The sequence below is a fragment of the Rhodococcus sp. NPDC127593 genome (assembly GCF_042671975.1).
Taxonomy (GTDB): Bacteria; Actinomycetota; Actinomycetes; order Mycobacteriales; family Mycobacteriaceae; genus Rhodococcus_F.
The window spans coordinates 37,177-62,293 of sequence record NZ_JBHXWI010000044.1 but is presented as its reverse complement, the minus strand read 5'-3'; the positions used below and the strand labels follow the sequence as shown (position 1 = coordinate 62,293).

Annotated in this window: 1 protein-coding gene; it reads left to right on the top strand. The window is 69.4% G+C overall.

Going from position 1 to position 25,117, the window contains the following annotated elements:
- Positions 1–117: 117 nt before the first annotated feature.
- Positions 118–25,071 carry a non-ribosomal peptide synthase/polyketide synthase gene (locus ACFVJ3_RS33865; RefSeq protein ID WP_378456216.1) on the top strand — a complete coding sequence of 8,318 codons (24,954 nt, stop codon included), beginning with the start codon at positions 118–120 and terminating at the stop codon, positions 25,069–25,071.
- Positions 25,072–25,117: the final 46 nt, after the last annotated feature.

The following is a 25,117-nucleotide window of genomic DNA, read 5'->3' as shown; positions in this document are numbered from 1 at the left end:
GGGAGTCATCGAAGGTTCAGGCCCATCTGGACAGAGGTGGGCCAATTCACAGTAACGAAGTGGCGTGCAGGCCCGATTTCTGCTCGGATCGGGAAACATGGACGGGGGACAACCACTGTGAGTGAGTTCCCTCTGTCCAGAGCACAACAGGGAATTTGGTTCGCCCAGCAACTCGACCCGAGCGTTCCTCTCAACGTCGCCCAGTATGTGGAGATTCGGGGACACGTCGATGTGGGGTCCCTGGTGGACGCCACCGATCGTGCTTGCCGCGAGCTTCAGTCGGCCTGTGTCAGCCTCGTCGACAAGGGCGACGAGGTTCTGCAGGTGGTGGATGTCGAGATCGACGATGCGATCTCCTACCGCGATCTACGCGGCGTCGACAATGCAATCGCTGAGGCCCACCGCTGGATGACCGCGGAGTACAGCCGCCCGCTCGACGTGCTGAAAGACCGGCTGATCATGGCCACCCTGCTGCATGTCGGCGACGATCATTACTTCTGGTTCTCCCGCGTCCACCACATCGTCATCGACGGCCACGGCGGCATGGTGCTCACCAACCGTGTGGCCGAGATCTACAGCCACCTTGTGAACGGCACCGAGCCGCCGCCGTCCAAGGCGCTGAGCCTGCGCGAGTTGTACGACGCCGAAGACACCTACCGATCCACGAGCCGGTTCGAGACGGACGGAAACTATTGGGCCGAGCGCATCGCCGGCCTGCCCGGCCCCGCCCGTCTCACCGACCGCGAAGCCCCGCCCGTCGCACCCTCACTTCTCCTCGGCGGCACCATCGCCTACGGCATTTCCCAGAGCATCGGCGACGTTGCCCGACGCTGGAATTCGTCCGACGTCCCCGTCGTCGTCGCCGCGTTCGCCGCCTACCTCGCACGAATGACCGGCACCACCGACATCGTGCTGAGCCTGCCCGTCTCCGCCCGCGCCACCGCGGCCACACGGCGCTCGGCCGGCATGGTGTCGAACATCGTCCCACTGCGTGTGCAGGTGGACGCCGAAGTGAGTGGTGCGGAGCTCGTCCGACGGGTGCAGCTCGAGCTCACCGGGGCGCTGCGGCACCAGCGGTACCGCTACGAAGACATGCGGCGGGATCTCCCCGACGGTGGTGCGCGGCGTGGCGGCTTCGGCCCCACCGTGAACCTGATGATCTACCACCAGGAGATCGTGCTCGGAGACGTCGTCGGCGTCTTCCATCCACTCACCAGCGGTCCGGTGGACGATCTCGCACTCAATCTTTACCCATCGGTAACTGGGCGGGGTACACGCGTCGACTTCGAGGCCAACCCCACGCTCTACGAAGAATCCGAGCTGAATACTCAGTACCGCCGGTTCCTGGACTTCCTCGAGACGTTCGTCCGCGCGGAGGACGACACCCCGGTCGGGGCACTACCGATTCTTGACGAGAGCGAGCAGTCGGCGCTGGTGCCCTGCGCCGGCTCGCCCGCCGTCCCGCCGGCGACGCTGCCCGAACTGCTCGACGCCGGACTGCGCGATCCCGACGCAATCGCGCTGCGGCACGCGGGCGTCGACGTTTCGTATGGACGGCTGGACGCGTGGTCGAACCGTCTCGCCCATCGGCTGATCCAGCGCGGTATCGGACCCGAAGACGTGGTGGCCGTGATGCTGCCGCGCTCACCCGAATCGGTGGTGGCTCTGTGGGCCGTCGCCCGTGCGGGCGCGGCCTACCTTCCCGTCGACCCCGGCTACCCGGCAGAGCGGATCGCGTTCATGCTCGCCGACTCCGGGACCACGGTGGCATTGGCCGCCGACGCCTCGGTGGTGCCCGCGGGAATCGACTGGGTGGAGGTCGCCGACCGGCCCGGCGACCCGGCGCCCGTTGCCGACACCGATCGTGTCCGCCCACTGCGCCTTGACCACCCCGCGTACGTGCTCTACACGTCCGGCTCCACCGGAACGCCCAAGGGGGTGACGGTGCCGCACCGCGGCCTGGCCGGCCTGGCACACGCGCGCGACGGACTCTACGACGTCGAAAACTCCGCCCGCGTCGCGCACTTCGCCTCCCCGTCGTTCGACATCTCCCTGGACGAGTTGCTACTCGCGTTCACCGCCGGAGCCACGCTGGTGATCGTGCCGCCCGAGGTCTTCGGCGGCGAGATGCTGACGGAGCTACTGCGCACGGAGCGTGTGACGCACGCCATACTCACCCCCGCGGTCGTGGCCACCCTGGTGCCGTCGGATCTACCCGACCTCCGCGTCCTCGACGTCGGCGGCGAGGCGCTGTCGGGCGCACTGGTAGGGGCGTGGGCGCCGGGTCGCATCATGGTCAACGGCTACGGGCCCACCGAGGCCACCGTCACCACCCTGTTCAGCCCACCGCTGATACCGGGCGAGCCGGTCACGATCGGCCGTCCCGTGCCGGGCACCGAAGCACTCGTGCTCGATGGCCGTCTCCGTCCGGTCCCCGTCGGCGTGGTCGGTGAGCTGTATCTGGCGGGGGAGAGCCTGGCACGGGGATATCACCGGCGGACCCGGCTGACAGCCGAGCGATTCGTCGCCTATCCGCACGGCGCCGGGTCGCGCATGTACCGCACCGGTGACCGGGTGCGGTGGACCCCCGACCACCAGCTCGAGTTCGTCGGCCGCACCGATACCCAGGTGAAGATCCGCGGCTTCCGGGTGGAACTCGGTGAGATCGACGCCGTCCTCACCTCCGCGCCCGGCGTTGACCACGCCGTCACCGTGGTACACGGTGCCGGAAAGTCTTCGGGCACAGTGGTGTCGTACGTCAGCGGCGCGGCCGACCCGGCGACGGTGCTCGACTTCGCCGCCGGCCGACTGCCGCACTACATGGTGCCGGCCTCGGTGACCGTGCTCGAGCAGATGCCGCTCACGTCCAGCGGCAAGATCGACCGCGCGCTCCTCCCCGAACCCGTCGTGTCACCGTCCCGCGCGCCGCACGGCGAGGTCGAAGAACTCGTGGCCGCGGTGATCGCCGACGTTCTCGGACTGCACTCCGTCGGAGCCGACGCCGACTTCTTCGCGCTGGGCGGAAATTCGCTGTCCGCCACGCAGGTCGCTGCCCGGCTCTCGGCCCGGGGACACGCGGTCGGGGTGCGCGACCTCTTCGAGGCACCCACCGTTGCGCTCCTGGCCGCCAGAGTCGGCGCTTTGCGTTCGCGTGTGGCCACACCGCCGCTGCGCCCTGCCGACGCGGACGGGGGCGCAGCGCCACTCGCACCGGCGCAGCAGCGACTGTGGCTCCTGGCGCAGGCCGCGCCCGAATCGCCCGCCTACAACGTGCCGTTCGTCGTCGAACTCGACGGTGAGCTGGATGCGTCGAGTCTGGCTGCGGCGGTGCACGACGTCCTCGGCCGGCACGCGGTGCTGCGCACCGTCTACCCCGACACCGACACCGGTCCCGTGCAGATGGTCACCCCTGTCGTCGTGGATCTGACACCCGTTGCGCTCGAGTCCGACGCACTCGATGCCACCGTGGCCGAACTGGCGGGCCGCGGCTTCGACGTCACCACCGAGACGCCGGTGCGCATCCGCCTCTACCGGCTCGCCCCCACCCGCCACGCCCTCGTCGTGGTCGCGCATCACATCGCGATGGACGGCTTGTCGTTCGGGCCGCTCACCCGTGACGTGGTCACCGCCTACCAGGCGCGTCGCTCCGGCCTCGCGCCGAGCTGGCCCGAGCTCGACGTGCAGTACACCGACTACGCCCGATGGCATCGCGACGTCGTGGACGCCGCCGCCGCCGGCGACATCGACTACTGGACCACCCAACTCGACGGTGTGCCCGAAGTGCTGTCGCTGCCCACCGACCGCCCCCGCGTCGCGGCAGGGTTGCACCCGGCAGGGGCGGTATCGCTGGCGTTCGACGCCGACCTGCACCGGTCGGTGGAAGAGCTAGCGCGGACACATGATTCGACGCCGTTCATGATGGTGCACGCCGCCCTGGCCGTCACATTGAGCGCGCTGGCGGGCACCGACGACATCGCCATCGGGACAGCGGTATCGGGGCGCACCCATCCCTCGCTCGACGCGCTGGTCGGCATGTTCGTGAGCAACGTCGTGCTCCGCACCCGGGTATCCGCGCACCAGAGCTTTGCCGATGTGCTGTCGGACGTTCGCCGCACCGACCTGGACGCCTTCGCGCATTCCGAGACACCGTTCGATCAGGTGGTCGACGCCGTGACGGGTGGGGTGTCGGCGCCGCATCATCAGCTGTTCCAGGTCGCGCTGGCATTCGAGAACGCCGCCACCGAACCCGAGCTGAACCTGCCCGGTCTCACCCTGCGCTCGTATGCCGTCCCCGCCCCGGTCGCCCGCTTCGATCTGGAACTGGCACTGGCCGAGCGGCATTCACCGGACGGTTCTGCCGCCGGGCTGCTCGGTACGGTCACCTACTCCCGCGCACTGTTCGATGACACCACGGTGCACCGCTGGACTCGACTGCTCGAACGGGTGCTGCGGGCCATGGTGGCGCGCCCCGACTCCCCGGTGCGCACGGTGGACCTGCTCGACCCCGAAGACCGGGCCGCACTGATCCCGCAACACGGACCCGCCGCCGCACCGGCCGTCACCCTGCCCGCGCTGCTGGGCGGCACCGGCATCGCAGTGGTGAGCGGTTCCGTCGAGCTCACTCCCGCGGAACTCGACGATCGGGCGAACCGGTTGGCACACCAACTGATCGAGCGCGGCCTAGGCCCCGGCGACGTGGTGGCCGTGCTGCTGCCGCGGTCCGTCGAGTGGGTGACCGCGCTGTGGGCGGTCGCCCGCACCGGTGCGGCGTTCGTGCCCATCGATCCCACCCACCCCGAATCGCGTGTGGCGCACATCCTCGCCGACTCCGGGGCACGCGCAGTACTCACCGACAGCGCCATGCAGCACCTCGGCGAGAATCCGTCCCCGGTCACCGACGCCGACCGGGTGCGCCCGCTACGGGTGGACGATCCCGCGTACGTCATCTACACCTCCGGATCGACAGGAACTCCTAAGGGTGTCGTCGTCACCCATCGCGGGCTGTCGAGTCACGCTGCGGCCCTACGGAAGTCGTACGCCGTGGACAGCGGCTCGCGGGTACTGGCGTTCGCGTCGCCGAGCGTCGACGCTTCAGTCCACGAACTGCTGTCGGCGTGTGGTGCGACTCTGGTCCTCGCGCCCACCGACGTCTACGGCGGCGACGAACTGACGGAACTCCTGCAGCGTGAGCGCATCACCCACTGGACCACCACCCCGGCCGTCCTTGCTCTCACCAAGCCCGACGGTCTCGACCGTCTGCGCGTCGTCGCGGTGGCCGGGGACGTGTGCACACCGGAACTGGTGTCGCGGTGGGCGCCCGGCCGAGCCCTGCTCAACCTGTACGGGCCCACCGAGGCCACCATCTGGGCCACCGGCACCGGACCACTGTCCGGGGATGACCCGGTGACCATCGGCGGTCCCGTCGACGGCATGTCTGTGCTGGTGCTCGACGCGGCGATGCGTCCGGTTCCCGTCGGCGCCGTGGGGGAGCTGTATCTGGCCGGACCGAGCCTCGCCCGCGGATACGTCGGCAGGCCCGGGTGGACGGCGGAACGCTTTGTCGCCAACCCGCACGGCGACGGTCGCATGTACCGGACCGGCGACCTCGTCCGCTGGACCGCGTCGCACCACCTCGAATTCGTCGGCCGCGCAGACGATCAGGTGAAGATCCGCGGCTACCGCGTGGAACTCGGCGAGATCGATGTGGTCCTTGGGATCTCTCCCGGCGTCGACACGGCGGTCACGATCGCGCGGGACGGCACCTTGCACTCCTACGTCCACGGAAGCGCCGTGGACGCCGACGCAGTGACGGCGTTCGCGTCGCAGCACTTGCCCCGGCACCTGGTTCCGGCATCCGTGACCGTACTCGAGCGCCTGCCGTTGACGCGCGGCGGGAAAGTCGACCGCGCGGCGTTGCCCGACCCCGTGATCCGGACGGCATCGGGCCGGGAAGCGCGCACCGCGACGCAGGAACTGGTGGTCGCCGCCTTCGCGACCGAAATCGGGACCGCGGATATCGGTCTCGACGACAGTTTCTTCGACCTCGGCGGAAACTCGCTGGGAGCAACACGTCTCGCCGCCCGAGTGGGATCGGTGCTGGGACGCCAGGTCTCGGTGCGCGACATCTTCGACCACCCCACCGTGGCCGAACTGGCCGCCCACGTGACGGGGGCCGCCGACCGCCCGGCGCTCGACTCACGCGAGACGTCGGGACCGGTGCCGCTGTCGGCGCAGCAGCAGGGGCTGTGGCTGGTCAACCAGCGCGACCCCGCCACCGATCCGTACTCCATGGGATTCGAGGTGGACCTCGACGGCACCCTCGATGTGGAGACGCTGCGGGCCGCTGTCCGGGATGTGCTGCACCGGCATCGGATGCTGCGCACTGTGTTCCCCTCGGTGGGCGAGCAGGTGGTGCTCGACGAGGCGGACTGCGTTCTGGACGACGTTGCCGGCGCCGGTATCGACCTCACCCGTGACGTTCCGATTCGGGTGACGCTGTCGCAGCGTGCCCGCGGCCGGTACACCGTTGCCATCTTGTTGCACCACATCGCCGTCGACGGACTGTCCCTGCGGCCGCTGCTGCGCGACCTCGCAGTCGCCTACTCCGCCCGCGCGGCCGGGCAGGAACCCGACTGGGCGCCGCTGCCCGTGGAGTACTCGAGCTACGTGTTGTGGCAGCGAGAAGTTCTCGGAGACGCGGAAGACCCCGACAGCCTCGCCGCCCGCCAACTGGCATATTGGGCAAAGGCATTGGACGAGCTTCCGGCGGTGTTGCCGTTGCCGCTGGACCGGGCGCGGCCCGCCGGCGCGCTGACGCTGGGACACACATCGTTCGCTGTGGGTGCCGAACAGCACCGTGCGCTGGTCTGGTTGGCGCGCGAGCACGACGTGACCCCGTTCATGGTGCTGCACGCGGCGGTCGCCGTCCTGTTACGTGCCCTGGCCGACACCGAGGACATCGTCGTCGGCACTTCGTCGGGTGGTCGCGCGGATCCGGCACTCGACGATCTGGTCGGCATGTTCGTCGGCACCCTGGCGCTGCGCACCCGGATCGACCCCGCCGCGAGCTTCGCGGAACTCCTCGGCATTGTGCGGGCAGCAGACCTCGGGGCCTTCGCGCACGCCGACGTGCCCTTCGAACAGGTCGTGCGACAGCAGGGTACGGAATCCGGCCAGCTCGAGCACCCGCTGTTCCAGGTGATGTTGGCGTACGAGAACTTCGGTGCAGCCGAGGTGGCACTGCCCGGCCTGGCAGCCCGGGTCCGGGACATCCAGACTCACGCCAGACCGTTCGATCTGGACCTGACCGTCCGGGAGCGACGCTCGGACGACGGCAGCCCGGACGGGCTGCACGCGGACGTGAACTTCCCGCGCGAACTGTTCGACACCGAGACCATCGACCGGTGGATGGCGTTGCTGCAGCGAATACTCCTCGCCGCAACATCGGATCCGTCGGTGACTATCGGGAATCTGGACCTGCTCGAACCGGACGAGCACGCCGCACTGATACCGCGCGTCGGGCCGGTCGCCGTTCTGGCCGCGACACTGCCCGAACTCCTCGACGGCAGGCACGACGGGGTGGCGGTGCGGTGCGCCGGCGTCGACGTCACCTACCGCGAGCTGGATGCCCGGGCCAACCGGTTGGCCCGGCGGCTGATCGCGCACGGGATCGGACCCGAGGACCTGGTGGCACTGATGCTGCCGCGGTCTGTCGAGTCGATCGTCGCCGTCTGGGCCGTCACGCGCAGCGGCGCCGCGTTCCTCCCGGTGGACCCGGGATATCCGACGGAGCGGATTGCATACATGCTCCACGACTCCGGTGCCAGGATGGCGCTGGCAGCCGACGCGTCGCACGTGCCCGAGGGTGTCGTGTGGATCGACGTCGCCGACGGCCCGGGTGACGCGGCTGCGGTGACCGACGCAGATCGTGTCCGTCCGCTGCGGGTCGATCATCCGGTATACGTGCTCTACACCTCCGGCTCCACCGGAAGACCCAAGGGCGTCGTCGTCACCCACCGCGGGCTGGCACCGCTCGCCGACGCCAACGCGACGCTGGGACTGCTCGATTCGGAGGCGCGGGTGGCGCACGTCGCGTCACCGTCGTTCGACCTCTCCATCAACGAGATGCTGTTGGCGTTCACCGCCGGCGCCACCCTGGTGATCGTGCCGCCCGGGGTGCTCGCCGGCGACGAACTGGCCGACGTGCTGCGCCGCGAACGCGTTACCCACGTGATGGTGACACCGAGTGTGCTGGCGTCACTGGAGCCGTCGTCGGTACCGGACCTACGGGTGATCGACTTGGCCGGCGAAGAACTACCGTGGGAACTCGCGCAGCGATGGACCCCCGGACGCATCGTCGTCAACGGGTACGGGCCGACCGAAACCACCATCGTCAACTTCATGAGCGACCCCCTCACGTCAGGCGGTCTGCTGACGATCGGCGGTCCCATCGAGGGAACCGAAGTGCTGGTGCTGGATTCGCGGCTGCGTCCGGTTCCGGTCGGTGTGACCGGCGAGGTGTACCTGGCAGGGGAGAGCCTCGGCCGGGGCTACCACGGCAGGCCGGGGCTGACGGCGGAGCGGTTCATCGCCTACCCGTCCGGCAACGGCACGCGGATGTACCGATCCGGCGACCTGGCCCGGTGGACGCCCTCGCACGAACTGGTGATCGTGGGGCGCGCCGACAACCAGGTGAAGGTTCGCGGGTTCCGGGTGGAACTCGGTGAGGTGGACGCCGCACTGCGGGCGGCACCCGGCGTCGAGAGCGCGGTGACGCTGGTGCACGGCACCACGCTGGCGTCGTACGTCACCGGATCCGCGGAACCGGCTGCAGTGCAAGCGTTCACGGCCGACAAGCTGCCCCACTACATGGTGCCCGGTTCGGTGACGGTGCTCGACGCGATGCCGCTGACCGCCAATGGCAAGGTGAATCGGGCCGCTCTGCCCGACCCCGGATCGTCCGTGGTGCGGTCACGGAAGCCGCGCGGTGCCACCGAAGAGGTCGTGGCCCGGGTGATCGCCGACGTGCTCGGCCTGCCGTCGATCGATGCCGAGACGGACTTCTTCGCGGTCGGCGCCAGTTCCCTGACCGCCACCACTCTGGCGTCGCGGGTGGGGCACGCACTCGACCGGCAGGTGGGTGTGCGCGATGTCTTCGAGGCTCCCACCGTGGCGGCGCTGACATCCAGGCTGCTCCGCGGCTCGTCCGCGCGCGAGGAGGCTCTGCACTCGTCGACCACGCACGGGAGCGAAGCGCCTCTCGCGCCCGCGCAGGACCGCCTGTGGCTGCTCGACCGGATGAACCCCGGCTCCGCCGACTACGTGGTGCCGTTCGCGATGGACCTGAGCGGCGCCGTCGACGTGGACGCACTGGCCGCGGCCGTGCGGGACGTGGTGGACCGCCACGAACCGCTGCGCACGGTGTTCCGGGAGACCGAGACCGGAACGGTGCAACTGGTAACCGAGGTGGCACTCGATCTGACCCCGGTCGCGGTCGACGAGCACGAACTCGACGAGGCGATCACCGCACTGACAACCGAGGGGTTCGATCTCACCCGGGATACGCCGGTTCGGGTCCGGCTCTTCGACCGCGGAACCCATGGCTACACCGTGGCCGTCGCCGCCCATCACATCGTCTTCGACGGACTCTCGGCCGCCCCGCTCATCCGCGACCTGATGGCCGCCTATCGCGCGCGCCGGGACGGCCACGCTCCCGGCTGGGACGCCCCACCCGTCCGGTACGGCGACTACGCCCGCTGGCACCGCCGGATAGTGGAGGAAGACGCCGGCCGCGACCTCGCGTTCTGGAAGGCCACCCTCGACAGACTGCCGGAGCGGCTGCAGCTACCCACCGATCGGCCGCGGCCGGCGACGGCCACCACCCCGGATCGCGTCCCGTTCACGGTGGACGCGAGTACCCACCGTGCCGTGGAGGAACTGGCCAGACGATGCAGCGCCACCCCGTTCATGGTGGTGCACAGCGCCTTGGCCGCCACCCTGGCCGTCCTGAGCGGTGCCGACGACATCGCCGTCGGCACGCCGGTTTCCGGTCGCGGCGATCCCGTCCTGGACGAACTGGTGGGCATGTTCGTCGGCACCGTCGTCCTGCGTACCCGGGTGGAGCCGAGCATCCCCTTCGCCGACTTCGTCTCCTCCACCCGCGTCGCGGATCTGGCGGCCTTCGCGCACGGCGAGCAGCCGTTCGACCGAGTGGTCGACGCCGTCGCGCCGACGCGCTCCGCCACACATCACCCGCTGTTCCAGGTGATGCTCGCCTACCAGAACTTTGCCGAACCCGAGATTCGATTCGACGACGTCACCGTACGTAGTCGCGACGCCCCGAGCAGCGTCAGCCGCTACGACCTGGAGATCGAGATTCGGGAACGTCACGACGAGGACGGCACCGCAGCCGGACTCGACGGCGTGATCGCCTATCCCACAGAACTGTTCGACCGTGTCACCATCGTCCGGTGGTCGCGACTGCTGCAGCGGTTGCTGCAGGAGGCGGTGGCGGACCCGTCGGTGGCGGTCGGCGATCTCGACGTGCTCGAGCCGTCCGAGGCTGCCGACCTGGTCCCCGCTCGCGGGGAGGTGGCACTCTCACCGATCACACTTCCCGAGCTTCTGCGCGGCAACTCCCACAACGTTGCGGTGCGGTGCGGTGACGACGAACTGACCTATCGGGAGCTGGACGAGCGAGCGAACCGGCTGGCGCGCAAGCTGATCCACCAGGGTATCGGACCCGAGGACGCGGTGGCACTGCTGCTGCCGCGGTCGCTCGAGTCGGTGACCGCAGTGTGGGCCGTTGCCCGGACCGGTGCCGCGTCCCTGCCGATCGACCTGGACCAACCCGCCGACCGCACCGCCCGGGTCCTCGCCGCCGCTCGAGTGCGCGTCGCGATCGCGCGCTACGCCGAGCACGTGCCCGACGGCATCGAGTGGATCGATGCCAGCGACTCGCAGGGGGATTCGGCACCGATCAGCGACGGCGAGCGCGTCCGGCCGCTGTCGGCGGATCACCCCGCGTACGTAATCTTCACATCCGGGTCGACAGGTGTGCCCAAGGGTGTCGTGGTGACCCACCGCGGCTTCGCGAACCACGCCGCCGAGGTCCGTGCCCGCTACCGAGTGGGGCCCGACTCCCGCGTCTCGCACTTCGCGGCCCCCAGCTTCGACGCCGCCATCCACGAAATTCTGGTGGCCGCCATCGGCGGCGCCACCCTCGTGATCGCCCCACCCGGCGTGGTGGGCGGCGAAGAGTTGAAGAACCTGCTCCTCCGCGAGCGCGTCACCCACTGGACCACCACCCCCTCGGTGCCCGCGCTGATGGATCCGGCAGGCCTGGGCTCGCTCGAGTTCCTGGCCGTGGTGGGGGAGGCGTGTCCACCGGACGTGCTGGAGCGCTGGGCCTCCGGGCACCGGACCGTCGTGGACCTGTACGGACCCACCGAACACACCGTGTGGGCCACCGGAGGCAGCGAGTTGCGGCCAGGCGACCCGATCACCATCGGCCGTCCGATCCGCGGTGCGTCCGCTGTGGTGCTCGACGCCCGCCTTCGGCCGGTGCCGGTGGGTGTGATCGGTGAGCTGTACCTGGCGGGTCCGGCGCTGGCCCGCGGCTACCTCGGTGCACCCGCCCTGACGGCCGAACGATTCGTCGCGAACCCGCACGGATACGGTCGTATGTATCGGTCCGGCGACCTGGTGCGCTGGACCGCGGACCACACCCTCGAGTTCGTGGGCCGCGCGGACAGCCAACTCAAGATCCGCGGATTCCGCGTGGAACTCGGTGAGATCGACGCGGTGCTGTGGTCGGCGCCCGGCGTCGATACCGCCGTCACCGTGCTGCACGACAACATCCTTGCCGCCTACGTCCACGGCACCGTCGAGCTCGACCCCGCAGCATTGCGGGCGTACGTGGCGGAGCGGCTGCCGCACTACATGGTGCCCGCCACTGTGACCGTGCTGGACGCCGTGCCGCTCACGGTCAACGGCAAGGTGAACCGCGGCGCTCTGCCCGCACCCGAACTTCCAGACGCGACCCGGCCCCCGCAGACCCCCGTCGAGCAGACGGTCGCGGACGCGGTGGCAGCCGTCCTCGGGATCCCCGACATCGGAGCCGACGCGGATTTCTTTGCACTGGGCGGAAATTCGCTGTCCGCGACCCGGGTTGTGTCGCACCTGTCAGCAGTGTCCGGACTACGCATCGGTGTTCGCGACCTGTTCGACCGCCCCACCGTCGCCGCGCTGGCCGCCCTGATCGAGGAGGGCGGTGACCAGCGTCCACCGCTCGTCGCCGAGCCTGCCGACCGGCCGGCGCCGCTCGCCCACGCGCAGCAACGGCTGTGGTTGCTCAACCGGGTCGACCCCCAGTCTCCTGCCTACAACGTTCCGTTCGCCGTCGACCTCGACGGTGACCTGGACGTGGCTGCACTGTCTGCCGCCCTGCACGATGTCGTGGACCGGCACGCCGTGCTGCGCACCGTCTTCCCCGACACCGAAACCGGACCCGTACAGAAGGTAGTCCCCGCAACCGTCGACCTCGAGGCCACGGAGGACGAGACCGCATTCGCCGTCCGCGGGTTCGACCTCACCACCGAGCCACCGCTGCGCGCCGCCCTGTTCGCGGTCGCGCCGCACCGCCACACCCTCGCAGTGGTGCTGCACCACATCGCCGTCGACGGCCTGTCGTTCGGGCCGCTGATCCGGGACGTGGTCATCGCCTATCACGCGAGGACGTCCGGCCGCGCGCTCGACTGGGCACCGCTTCCCGTCGCCTACACCGACTACGCCCGGTGGCAACGCCGCGTCCTCGGCGACGCCGCCGACCCCGACAGTCGGATGCGACGCGAACTCGACTACTGGACATCCGCGCTCGCCGGCCTGCCAACCCTGCTGCCGCTGCCCACCGACCGGCCACGACCGGGCACCGATCGGCTGACCGCCCGACACCTCCCGTTCTCCGTGCCCGCCGAGTTGCACCGGCGCCTGGAAACAGTGGCTCGCCGGCAGAACGCGACGCCCTTCATGGTGCTGCACGCCGCACTCGCCGTCCTGCTGTCCAAGATCACCGGTGCCGACGACCTCGCTATCGGAACACCCACGTCGGGGCGGACCGACCCGGCGCTGGACGACGTGGTCGGCATGTTCGTCGGCACCGTGGCCCTGCGAAGCAGGATCGATCCACGCGCCGGGTTCGACGCCCTACTTGCCGCCGTTCGGGAAACGGACCTGGCGGCGTTCGCCCATTCAGAGGTGCCGTTCGACCTGGTCGTGGATGCGGTCGCGCCTACCCGCTCCGTCGGGCATCACCCGCTGTTCCAGGTGCTGCTGGCGTACGACAACTTCGAGTCCGTTCCGGCTGTGACCATGTCGGGGTTGGATGTACACGGCCGTGAACTGGGCACCGGCACCAGCCGCTTCGACCTCGAAGTGTCGGTACGTGAACAGCGCGGCGAAGATGGTGAACCCGTCGGACTCGACGGCGTATTCGTCTATCCGGCAGAGCTGTTCGATTCCGAGACGGTCGAGGGGTGGGCGGAGCGTCTGCTGCGGGTGCTGCGGGCGGTGACCACCGATGTGCACGTGCGTGTGGGGTCGATCGACGTGCTCAGCGAGTCCGAACGCGACGCGAGTGTTTCGGGTATCGACGGTGCACTACCGGAAGCGTCATCGTTGGCGGAACTGTTCGAGCACCGTGCCGCCGAGAATCCCGACGCGGTGGCGATCACGTTCGGTGACACCACGTTGACCTACGGCGACCTGGATCACCGCTCCGCGGAGATGGCCGAGAACCTGCGGGCGTCCGGTGTGGGAGCCGAAGACCTGGTGGCCCTCGTCCTGCCGCGCTCGGTCGATCTGCTGGTGGCGATGGTCGCGGTGGTCCGTGCCGGTGCCGCATACCTGCCCATCGACGTCGACTACCCCGCCGAACGCATCCGTTACCTGCTCGAAGACGCCGCGCCCGCGGTCGTGATCTCCGAGATGCCGCATGTGAGTGGCAATGTGTCCTCGGGTGCGCCTCGCCACTCACATGGGGGAGCGGCGTACGTGATCTACACGTCGGGTTCCACCGGGCAGCCGAAGGGCGTGTTGGTCACCCACGCCAACGTACTGTCGCTGCTCGCCAACACGCGCGAGGAATTCGGCTTCGGCCCGGGCGACGTGTGGACGATGTTCCACTCACACGCCTTCGACTTCTCGGTCTGGGAGATGTGGGGCGCCCTCACCACCGGCGGACGGCTCGTGCTGGTCGACCGCTACCTCGCCCGTTCACCCCGTGAATTCGCCGATCTGCTGGTACGCGAAGGTGTCACCGTCCTCAACCAGACGCCGTCCGCCTTCGGGCAACTCGTCGAGTACATCGACAGCTCCTCGCTGCGGCTGCTGATCTTCGGCGGTGAGGCACTCGACCACGCCCTCGTGGCGCCATGGATCGGCCACCACCCGAACGTGCGCGCGGTCAACATGTTCGGCATCACCGAAACCACCGTGCACGTCACCCGGCACGACCTGACGTCGGGAGATGAACACCGGTCCGTGGGCAGGGCGCTGCCGGGACTGCGGACGTACGTCCTGGACGGGTCGCTGCATCCTGTGCCCCCGGGGACGGTCGGCGAACTGTACGTCTCCGGCGCACAGGTCGCGCGCGGCTACGTGGGACGGCCCGCGCTCACTGCGGAACGGTTCGTCGCCGACCCCTTCACCCCCGGGACGCGCATGTACCGGACGGGAGATCTCGCCCGATACCGCTCGAACGGTGAACTCGACCACCTGGGCCGCGCCGACACCCAGGTGGCGGTGCGCGGCTACCGCATCGAGCCCGGCGAGATCGAGGCGACACTTCTGCGGCGTCCCGACGTCGAGCACGCCGCAGTGATGCTGCGGGGCAGCGCCGTCGGCGACCAACTGGTGGCCTACGTGGTGAGCACAGCGGACCCGCGCACACTCCTCGGTTACCTGCGGTCGGTGCTGCCCGAGTACCTCGTGCCGGGCGCGGTGGTGCCCGTCCCGACCTTCCCGCTGACCCCCAACGGGAAATTGGACCGTCAGGCCCTGCCCGAACCGACCGTCCTCGCCGCGGACTCCCACGCACCCCACGGGCCGATCGAGGAAGTGGTCGCAGGTGTGTTCGCCGAGCTACTCGGCGGCATCGAGATCGGCGCCCGGCAGAGCTTCTTCGACCTGGGCGGCAATTCGTTGATCGCCACCCGGGTGGCCGCCCGGCTCAGCGCCGTCTTCGACACGGACGTGACGGTCCGGGACCTCTTCGAGGTCCCCACCGTCGCCGAACTGGCGACGCGGGTGGAGGAGCGGGCCGGGGACGGCCGCCGCCGACCGCCGCTGGTGCCGGTCGCCGACGGTGAGCAGCTTCCGCTCTCGCCGGCTCAGGAACGGATGTGGATTCTCAACCAGTTCGACACGGGCGCAGCCGGATACAATATTCCGCTCATCGTCCGACTTGACGGCGACCTCGACGTGGAGGCACTGGCCGCCGCGGCGCGCGACGTCGTGGAACGCCACCGCACCCTGCGCACCGTGTACCCGCGGACCGCTGACGGTGTGCAGCAGCGGGTGCTCGAGGCCGACGAGATCCCGCTGGACCTCACTGCGATCGCCATTCCCGCCGACGCCGTCGACGCCCACGTCCGGGCACTCACCGGTGACGGTTTCGACGTGGCCGCAGAGCCGCCGCTGCGGGCGCGCCTCTACCGGACCGCCGCAACCACTCACGTGCTCACCCTGGTGGTCCACCACATCGCCGCCGACGCATGGTCGCTGACCCCGCTGATCAAGGACACCCTGGTGGCGTATCGGGCCCGGCTGAGTGGCACCGGACCCGAATGGTCCACGCTGCCTGTGCAATACAGCGACTACAGCATCTGGCAGCGTCGGATGCTGGCCGAGGACAGCGAGAACACCGAGAACGCACTGTCGAACTACTGGTCGGGTGCCCTGGCAGGGCTGCCCGAACAGGTGACGCTCCCGCCCGACCGTCCCCGCCCCGCCATCCCGTCGGGGGAGGGAGACGCCCACTCGGTGGTGGTGGACACCGCGCTGCACGAATCACTGACCGCCTTGGCACGCACCTACCGGGCCACGACGTTCATGGTGTTGCACGCCGCACTCGCGGCGCTGCTGTCCCGGTACAGCGGCAGCCCGGACGTGCCCATCGGCACCGCCGTCGCCGGCCGCACCGACCCGCAACTCGACGACGTAGTCGGCATGTTCGCCAGCACCTTGGTGTTGCGGGCAACCGTCGACCCGACCGCCGGCTTCACCGAACTGCTCGCCCAGGTACACGAACGTGACATCGCGGCCTACACCCACGCCGACATGCCGTTCGAGACGCTGGTGGAGCTGCTCAACCCGCCGCGATCCGCGTCGCACCACCCGCTGTTCCAGGTGGCACTGTCGATGCAGCGCCACCGTCCCGGACACCTCACCCTGCCCGGGCTGACCGTGACCCCGGTGATCCCCGACGTCGAGCACGCGAACTTCGATCTGCAGCTCACCGTCGCCGAGCCCGGCCCCGGCGAGCCGATGACACTCCACTTCGGCTACAACGCGGAGCTCTACGACCACGCCACCGTGGTCGAGTTCGCCGCGCAGCTGGTGCGGTTCCTCGAGGCGGTCACCGCCAACCCCCACATCTCCGTGGGCGATGTGGACTTGCTGAGCGCACGCGAGCGTTCCGTCCTGGTCCCCGCTACCGGGCCCCGCACACCGGGCGCGCTGACGTTGCGGGCCATGATCACTCGCGGCGCCCACGTGTCGCGGGATGCCGTGGCAGTCCGCGACTCCGGAACGCAACTGACGTACCGGGAACTCGACGCCCGCTCCGACGTCGTCGCGCGCGAACTCGTCGAATCGGGTGTGCGGCCGGGCGAGTGCGTCGTCTGGTCCGCGCCCCGTTCGACCGAGTCGGTGGTGAGGTTGTGGGCGATCGCGAAAGCAGGCGCAGCGCCCGTCCTGATAGACCCGGCTCTGCCCGAAGCGCGGGTGGCCGTGATGCGGGGCATCGCCGACAGCCTGCCCCGGGCGACCGGCACGGCGTACGTAGTGTTCACGTCCGGCACCACGGGCACACCCAAAGCCGTCGTGGTGACCGACTCCGGCCTGGGCGCGCTGGACCTCGACGTCGCGTCGCGCTTCGGCGCCGCACCGGGATCGCGGGTTTTGCACCGCGCCGCCGCCGGGTTCGACATGACCTTGCTCGAGGTACTGATCGCAGGTGCGTCCGGGGCCACACTCGTGATTGCCTCCGACACCGAGTTCGCCGGTCCCGCACTGGGTGAGCTCCTTCACCGCGAACGGATCACCCACGCCTGTATCACCCCCACCGTTCTCGCGACCGTCGGCGACATCGCACTGCCCGACCTGGAAGTACTGATGGTGGGCGGAGAGCGACTCGGAGCCGAACTGGTCGACCGTTGGGCCCCTGGTCGCCGGCTGATCAACGGCTACGGCCCCGCCGAGTCGACGATGTACACCATTGCGACTCGTCCGCTGTCGTCCGGAGCGCCGGTGACCATCGGTACACCCATCCCGGGCGTCGCCGCCCTCGTGCTCGACGAGCGGCTACGCGCAGTGCCGGTGGGCGTGCCCGGTGAGCTGTACCTGTCGGGCGGCGCGCTGGCCAGGGGATACGCCGGACAATCCGGGCTGACGGCGGAACGCTTCGTCGCCGGGCCGGACGGCACACGCTTGTACCGCACGGGCGACCTGGTGCGCTGGCGCGGCGGTTACGAACTCGAGTACATGGGCCGCAACGACAGCCAGGTCAAGATCCGAGGCGTCCGCGTCGAACCGGGTGAGATCGATGCCGCCATCGGCCGGGTCGTCGACGTCGACTTCGCGGCCACGATCGTGCGCCCCACACCCACCGGTTCCGACTCACTCGTCTCCTATGTGTTGCCGCGGCACACAGGCTTCGACGCGGACGGACTACGCCGTCGCCTGGCCGAACTGCTGCCGTCGTACCTGGTACCCACGGCCGTCGTGGTGCTCGATTCGCCGCCGCAGACGATCAACGGCAAGCTCGATCTGCGTTCCTTGCCCACGCCCCAACTCGGCGCGGGTGAGCACGAACCACCCGCCACGGATACCGAACGTGCCGTCGCAGCGGTCTTCGCCGAAGTCCTCGAACTTCCCGAGGCCGGTTGTGGCGCGCACTTCTTCGATGCGGGTGGCAACTCGCTGCTGGCAACGCAGCTGACAGCCCGGCTTTCCGAGGTGATGGGCCACCCGGTCCCGTTGCGCAGCCTCTTCGCGCACCCCACGATTGCGGAACTGGCCACCGTCCTCGATGGTGCCGTCCCCGAACCGGACCTGCGCCCCGCGCTCATCTCGCGGCCACGTCCGGATCGAATTCCATTGTCGCGCAGTCAGTACCGGATGTGGGTGCTCAACCGTCGCGACCCGTCGTCCGCAGCCTACAACCAGCCCGCGACACTCCGCCTGGACGGGCCACTCGACGTGCCCGCATTGTCGGCGGCGCTTGCGGACGTCGTGTCCCGGCACGAAGTGCTGCGAACCCGGTACCCCGCACAGGCAGGGGAGTTACCGCACCAGGAGATCCTCCCAGCCCCCGAACTGGACCTCACGCCCCGGGCCACACCGCGGGAGTCGGTGGAATCCGTGGTGGCCGCATTCGCGTCCGAAGGTTTCGACCTCACCTGCGAAATGCCCCTGCGGGTCCGGTTGCTGCAGATCGGCCCCGATTCGCACGTGTTGGCCGTGGTGCTACACCACATCGCCGCCGATGGCTGGTCGCTCACCCCGCTGGTGACCGACGTGCTCACCGCCTACGACGCTCGTCGCGCCGGAGACGCACCCGACTGGGCGCCGCTGTCCATACACTTCGCCGACTACGCACTGTGGGAGCAGGAACTGCTGCGCAGCGAGTACTCGGCGCGCGGTATCGAGCACTGGCGGCGCGCGCTCGACGGTGCCGAGTCGGGTGCCGCACTCGTCCCGGATCGGCGTCGGGGCATCGACGCAGCGGACGGCGCCGCCGGGGTGGCGACCTTCCGGATCCCCGGCGCGGTCCAGCGAGCGGTGCACCGGTTGGCTCACGAGCACCGCGCCACGCCGTTCATGGTGTTGCACGCGGCGCTGTCGGTGCTGCTGTCGCGGCTCGGTGCGCAGCGCGACGTCACCGTTGCCACCGCGGTCGCCGGCCGCGGCGACCGCATCCTCGACCCGCTGGTCGGCATGTTCGTCAACACCCTCGCGCTGCGGGCGCAGGTCCAGCCGGACATGCCGTTCACCGGACTGCTGGCCCAGGTGCGCGACTTCGACGTCGATGCGTTCGAGCATGCCGACGTGCCCTTCGAATCGATCGCCGACCTGCTCGGGGGACGCACACCACAGGTTGCGCTGGCAGTGGAGAACCTCGCCCTTCCCGCCGTCGACGTGGCCGGCCTTCGCGTAGAAGTTCGGGAAGTCGACACCCGCACAGCGAAATTCGACCTCCACGTGACGGTCCGCGAACACTGGGAGGACGAGGAGCCCGGCGGTATGGACGGGGCCGTCGCCTACGCCGCCGACCTGTTCGATCGCGGTACCGCCGCCTCACTGGCGGCCCTTCTGGGGCAGGTGCTGGAAGCTGTCGCACTCGATCCGCATGTGATGGTGGGGGAGATTGCTCTGACCCCGGCACCGCCGCTCACCGGTGGGCCCGCCGATGACACCCGCACCCTCACCGACATCCTCCTGTCCACCGCTGCCGCGCACCCCGACCGCCCGGCTCTCACCGACGGCACCCGCACACTCACCTACCGCGAACTGGCCGCGGCGTCGGAACTGCGGGCCGGTCAGCTTCGCGCCGACGGCACCGGACCCGGGACGGTGGTGGAAATCTGCATGCCGCGCTCGACCGACTTCATCGTCGAACTCTGGGCCGTCACCCGGACCGGGGCCACCTTCCTGCCGCTCGACCCGACCCACCCCGCCGAACGCCGCGCCGCGATGGTGTCGCAGGCGCAGCAGTCGGCGCAACCCTCGGCGGCGTACATCATCTACACGTCCGGATCGACGGGCGCCCCGAAGGGCGTGGCCGTCACGCACCAGGGGCTGGGCGCCCTCGCCGACGAGGCCGTCCGCCGGTACCGAGTACACCCGGAGGCGCGGGTACTGCACGGCTACAACCCCACCTTCGACGCGGCGCTGCTCGAGATGCTGCTGGCCTTCCGGGCGGGCGCCTGCCTCGTGGTCGCACCCCCCGACGTCTACGGCGGCGCCGAACTGCAGCATCTGCTCATCGCTCAGAACGTGACGCATTACCTCTCCACACCCTCCGTCCTGGCGACCCTCGAACCGCGGGAACTGGACGTCCTCCAGGTGGTCGCCGTGGGCGGCGAGGCCTTGGGCCCTGAGCAGGCCGCGGCCTGGAGCGAGGGGCGGCTGATGCTCAACGCCTACGGGCCCACCGAGTCCACGGTGGTCGCCACCCTGGCCGAGGTGGGCGCAGACGTCACCATCGGCGCACCCGTCCCCGGCACGACGGCGACGGTCCTGGACGACCGGCTGCGTCCGGTTCCGCTCGGGGGCGTCGGCGAACTGTACTTGGATGGACTGGGACTGGCCCTCGGCTACGTCGCGGACCCAGCGCTGACGGCCGCGAACTTCATTGCCGGACAATCCGGAATCCGCCGCTACCGCACCGGCGACATGGTGCACCGCCGCGTCGACGGCACCCTGTCCTATGTCGGACGCGCCGACCGTCAGATGAAGGTGCGCGGCATGCGCATCGAACCCGCCGAGGTGGAAGCCGCACTGCTGGCGGAGCCCGATGTCACCCAGGCAGTGGTGCTGCTGCACCACGGTCGGCTGGTCGCCTTCGTCACAGGTGCGGGCGTGGCGGCCGATTCACTCCGCGCGCAATTGATCCGGAAACTCCCGGCACACCTGGTGCCGCAGGGCATCATGATTCGCGACAGCCTGCCGCTCACCGCCAACGGCAAACTCGACGTGCAGGCACTCGAAGCGAGCGACACCGACACCGACTCGCCGGCGCCACTGCGGACCGTGAGCGGGGAACTGGTTGCAGGAGTGTTCGCTGAAGTGCTCGGTAGCGCGAGCGTCGGTGCCCACAGCGACTTCTTCGACATCGGCGGCGACTCCCTCTCCGCCACCGCGGTGACGGGGCGGCTGTCGGCTGCATTCCGCGTGGACGTACCCGTCAGAGCGCTGTTCGAGCATCCCACCGCCGACGGAATGGCCGTGTGGCTCGACCAGCGGCACGCGGCCGCGACACGCATTCCACTGGTGCGACGGGACCCGGACGCCCGGATTCCGCTGTCGCCGGCCCAGCAACGGATGTGGCTGCTTCACCGCGTCGATCCGAGTGGCTCGATGCACCACCTCGTGTTCGTGCAACGGCTCGGCGGGGACATCGACCTAGGCGCATTGCGGCACGCGCTCGCCGACGTCGTGCAGCGGCATGCCGTGCTGCGCACCGTCTTTCCCATGGACGACAGCGGACCACACCAGATGATCGTCCCCGTGGACATCGACCTGCGTCCCGTCCACGGCGCCGACGTGTCCGCCGAGGTCGCGGAATTCGTGCGGCGACCCTTCCGTCTGGAGTCGGATACCCCGGTACGCGTGCAGCTGTGGTCCGATCCCGACGGTGACCATGTGCTCGCCGCCGTCGTCCATCACATCGCGCTGGACGGCGGCTCCATGGACCGGTTGGCTTCCGATCTCGAAGTTGCCTACACCGCTCGCTGCGGAGGACTCGAACCACAATGGGCGCCGCTTCCCGTCGATTACGCGGATTACAGCGTGTGGCTGCGTGAGGTGCTCGGCGACCCCGCGGACCCCGCCAGCGTCGCCCGTGCTCAGCTCGACTATTGGACCCGGATGCTCGACGGCATCGACGCCCCGATCGCGTTGCCCACAGACCGTCCGCGGCCCGCCCAACCGAGCCACAAAGGCGCCACCGTCGAGTGGACCCTGGACGCCGAACTGCGTCAACGGTTGTCCGACGTCGCGCGCAGTCAGGGCGCCACGGTGTTCATGGTGCTGCACGCGGCGCTCGCCGTTCTGCTGGGGCGTGAAGGTGGGCACCCGGACGTCGTGATAGGGACCGCCGTTGCCGGACGACCCGACCCGGCACTCGACGCCCTGGTGGGGATGTTCGTCGGCACCGTCGCCCTGCGCACCGAAGTGAACTCTGCTGCAACCTTTGCCACGCTCCTCGAGCAGGTGCGGGCGGTTGACCTCGACGCGTTCGCCCACGCCGACGTGCCGTTCGACGACGTGGTCGCGCGCGTGGCACCCCGCCGCTCCACCTCGTACAACCCGCTGTTCCAGGTGGTGCTCGCGTACCAGCACGCAGCGCCGCAGCCAGTCGGTCTGCCCGGAACCGAGGTCGAGGCGGTCGGACCTGCCACTGCCACCGCTGAATTCGACCTGGTGTGGGATTTCACGGAATCGGTGGGGGAGCTGACGCTGCGGCTGTTGTACGCCACGGACCTGTTCGACCACTCCACCGCCCGGGCGCTGGCACAGCGCTTCGATCGAATCCTCGACGCAGCCCTGACCGATCCGTCCGAGGTGGTCGGCGACATCGACATCCTCGAGGCGGGCGAACGTGCGGCCCTCGTCAGTGGCCCTGCACGGAACTATCAGCCGAGGACTCTCGCCGAGATCTTCGAGACGCAGGTCCTGGCCACCCCGCACGCCGTCGCCGTCGAGGATGACGGAGTGCAGTGGACCTACGAAGAACTGGACGACGTGGCGGAACGGTGGGCCCGGGCGCTCTCGGACCGTGGCGTCGGACCCGAGGATGTGGTCGCGGTCGCCACCGGTCGTGGCCGGCACTGGGTGGCCGCCGTGTGGGCTGTGGCGAAAGCGGGTGCGGTCTGGCTGTCGCTGGACCCGACGCATCCCACCGAGCGTCTGGAATGGATGCTCGCCGACTCCGGTGCCGTGGTCGGGCTGACCGTGCCCGAGCGCACCGACCAACTCCCGTCCGTCGTCCTTTGGCTGTCGCCCGTGAGTACTTATCAACCACCCGCGGTTAAGAAGTACTCACAGGTGGAGGGTGCCGCGTACGTCATCTACACATCCGGCACCACCGGAACGCCGAAGGGCGTCGTGGTACCGCACCGCGGCCTGGTGAATGTGGTTGCCGCACAGGCGCCAGTGCTCGACATCGACGGCGACGTGCGGGTTCTCCAGCTGGCCTCCCCGACCTTCGACGCCTCACTGTTCGAAATGCTCTACGCGCTGTCGTCCGGCGGCAGCCTCGTGATCGCACCCGACTTCAGTTATGCCGGCGATCAGCTGGCCGAGGTGGTGCGCCGGAAGCGCATCACCCACCTCGTCGCGACACCCACCGTGCTGGCCACTCTCGATGCCGACAGCCTCGGCGACGAAGGGCCCCGGACCGTGGTGTCCGTCGGCGAACGCCTACCGTCCGCGTTGGCGGCGACCTGGGCGTCGCGTCATCGGCTCTTCAATGCTTACGGCCCGACGGAATTCACAATCCTGGCGTCGGTCGCAGGACCGCTCGCGCCGGCCGGCGTCGATGACGGCGTCGACATCGGGGACGTGATCGACGCTGCCGCCGCCCTCGTGCTCGACCCGAGGCTGCACCCGGTTCCCGACGGCGTGACAGGCGAGCTCTACCTGTCCGGAACCAGCGTCGCCCGTGGTTACCTCGGGCGGGGTGGTCTCACCGCAACGCAGTTCGTCCCGAACCCGTACGGGAAACCTGGGGACCGGATGTACCGCACCGGAGACCTCGTGCGCCGCAATGCACACGGTGCCCTGGACTATCTGGGACGTAATGACGCTCAGTTGCAGCTGCACGGCATCCGCGTCGAACCTGCCGAGGTGGATGCCGCCCTGGCTCGGCACCCGGACGTCCGGTTCGTGATCACCACGCCGGTCGTGGCTCCTAATGGGGAGCTCGTCCTTGTCTCCTACGTGGTGATGGAGCCGGATTCCACGCTCACCGCCCACACTGTCCGCGAATTCGCCCGCGCGGTCCTGCCCCGACATCTGGTGCCGTCCTCCGTCGTCGTGCTGGACAGCCTGCCGGTACTCCCGTCGGGCAAAGCCGACCGATCTGCGCTCCCCGAGCCGGAATTCGATCCAGACACGCCAAGGACGACACCGCCCTCCGGATATCTGGAGACGGTGGTCGCCGAGGTAATGGCCAATGTCATCGGAGTGGATTCCATCGGCGCGGATCAAGATTTCTTCGCGGTGGGCGGCACCTCCATGGGCGCGGTCGCGGCGGCCGATGAACTGCGCGCGAGGCTGGACCGGGAAGTGCCCCTGCAATGGCTCTTCACCGACCCCACCGCAGCGCGACTCGCCAAGCGTATCGAATCCGGCAGCGATTCGTCCGAAGATCCGTTCGCCGCTGTGGTTGGCCTCGGAGGAGAGGGCGACGGTCCGCCACTGTTCTGCATCCACCCTGCGGCCGGAATCGCGTGGTGTTACACCGGCCTCGCAGAGCATCTCCCCGGACGTGTGTTGTACGGAGTGCAGGCAACTGGCGACACGGACTTGCCCTCGTCCATTACCGAGCTGGCCACTCGCCACATCGACGCCATCCGCACGGTGCAACCGGCCGGTCCGTACCACCTGCTCGGCTGGTCGCTGGGCGGCACCGTGGCGCAGGAGATGGCCGTGCAACTACACGAAGCGGGCCACGAAGTGGCCACCCTCGCGATGCTCGACACCCTACTGCCGGAACATCGCGCCGCGCTCGTGAACCTCGGCGACAACCGGCCCGACCTAGGCCTTCCGACAGAGCTCGGAGCCGCGGTGTCGGCCGATCGGGTGCAGTCGCTGGGCGAGCTCCTCATCCGTCTCGAACACATCGCGTCGACACATCAGCCCCGGCACTTCGACGGCGACGCCGTGTTCTTCACGGCCGCATATGATCTCGATCACCATCCGGAACTCGTTCCGGACTGGCGGCGACACTTCGGCGGTGACGTCACCGAACACCGCATCGATGCTGTGCACGCAGACATGGTCGGGCGTGTACCGGTGGCTGTGATCGGCCGAAGACTGCGGGGATCGGGAGGCCACTCCGGACCGTGAAGCAGCTGCCGCCCCTGACCGCGGCCATCACTACGATGCAGAGGTT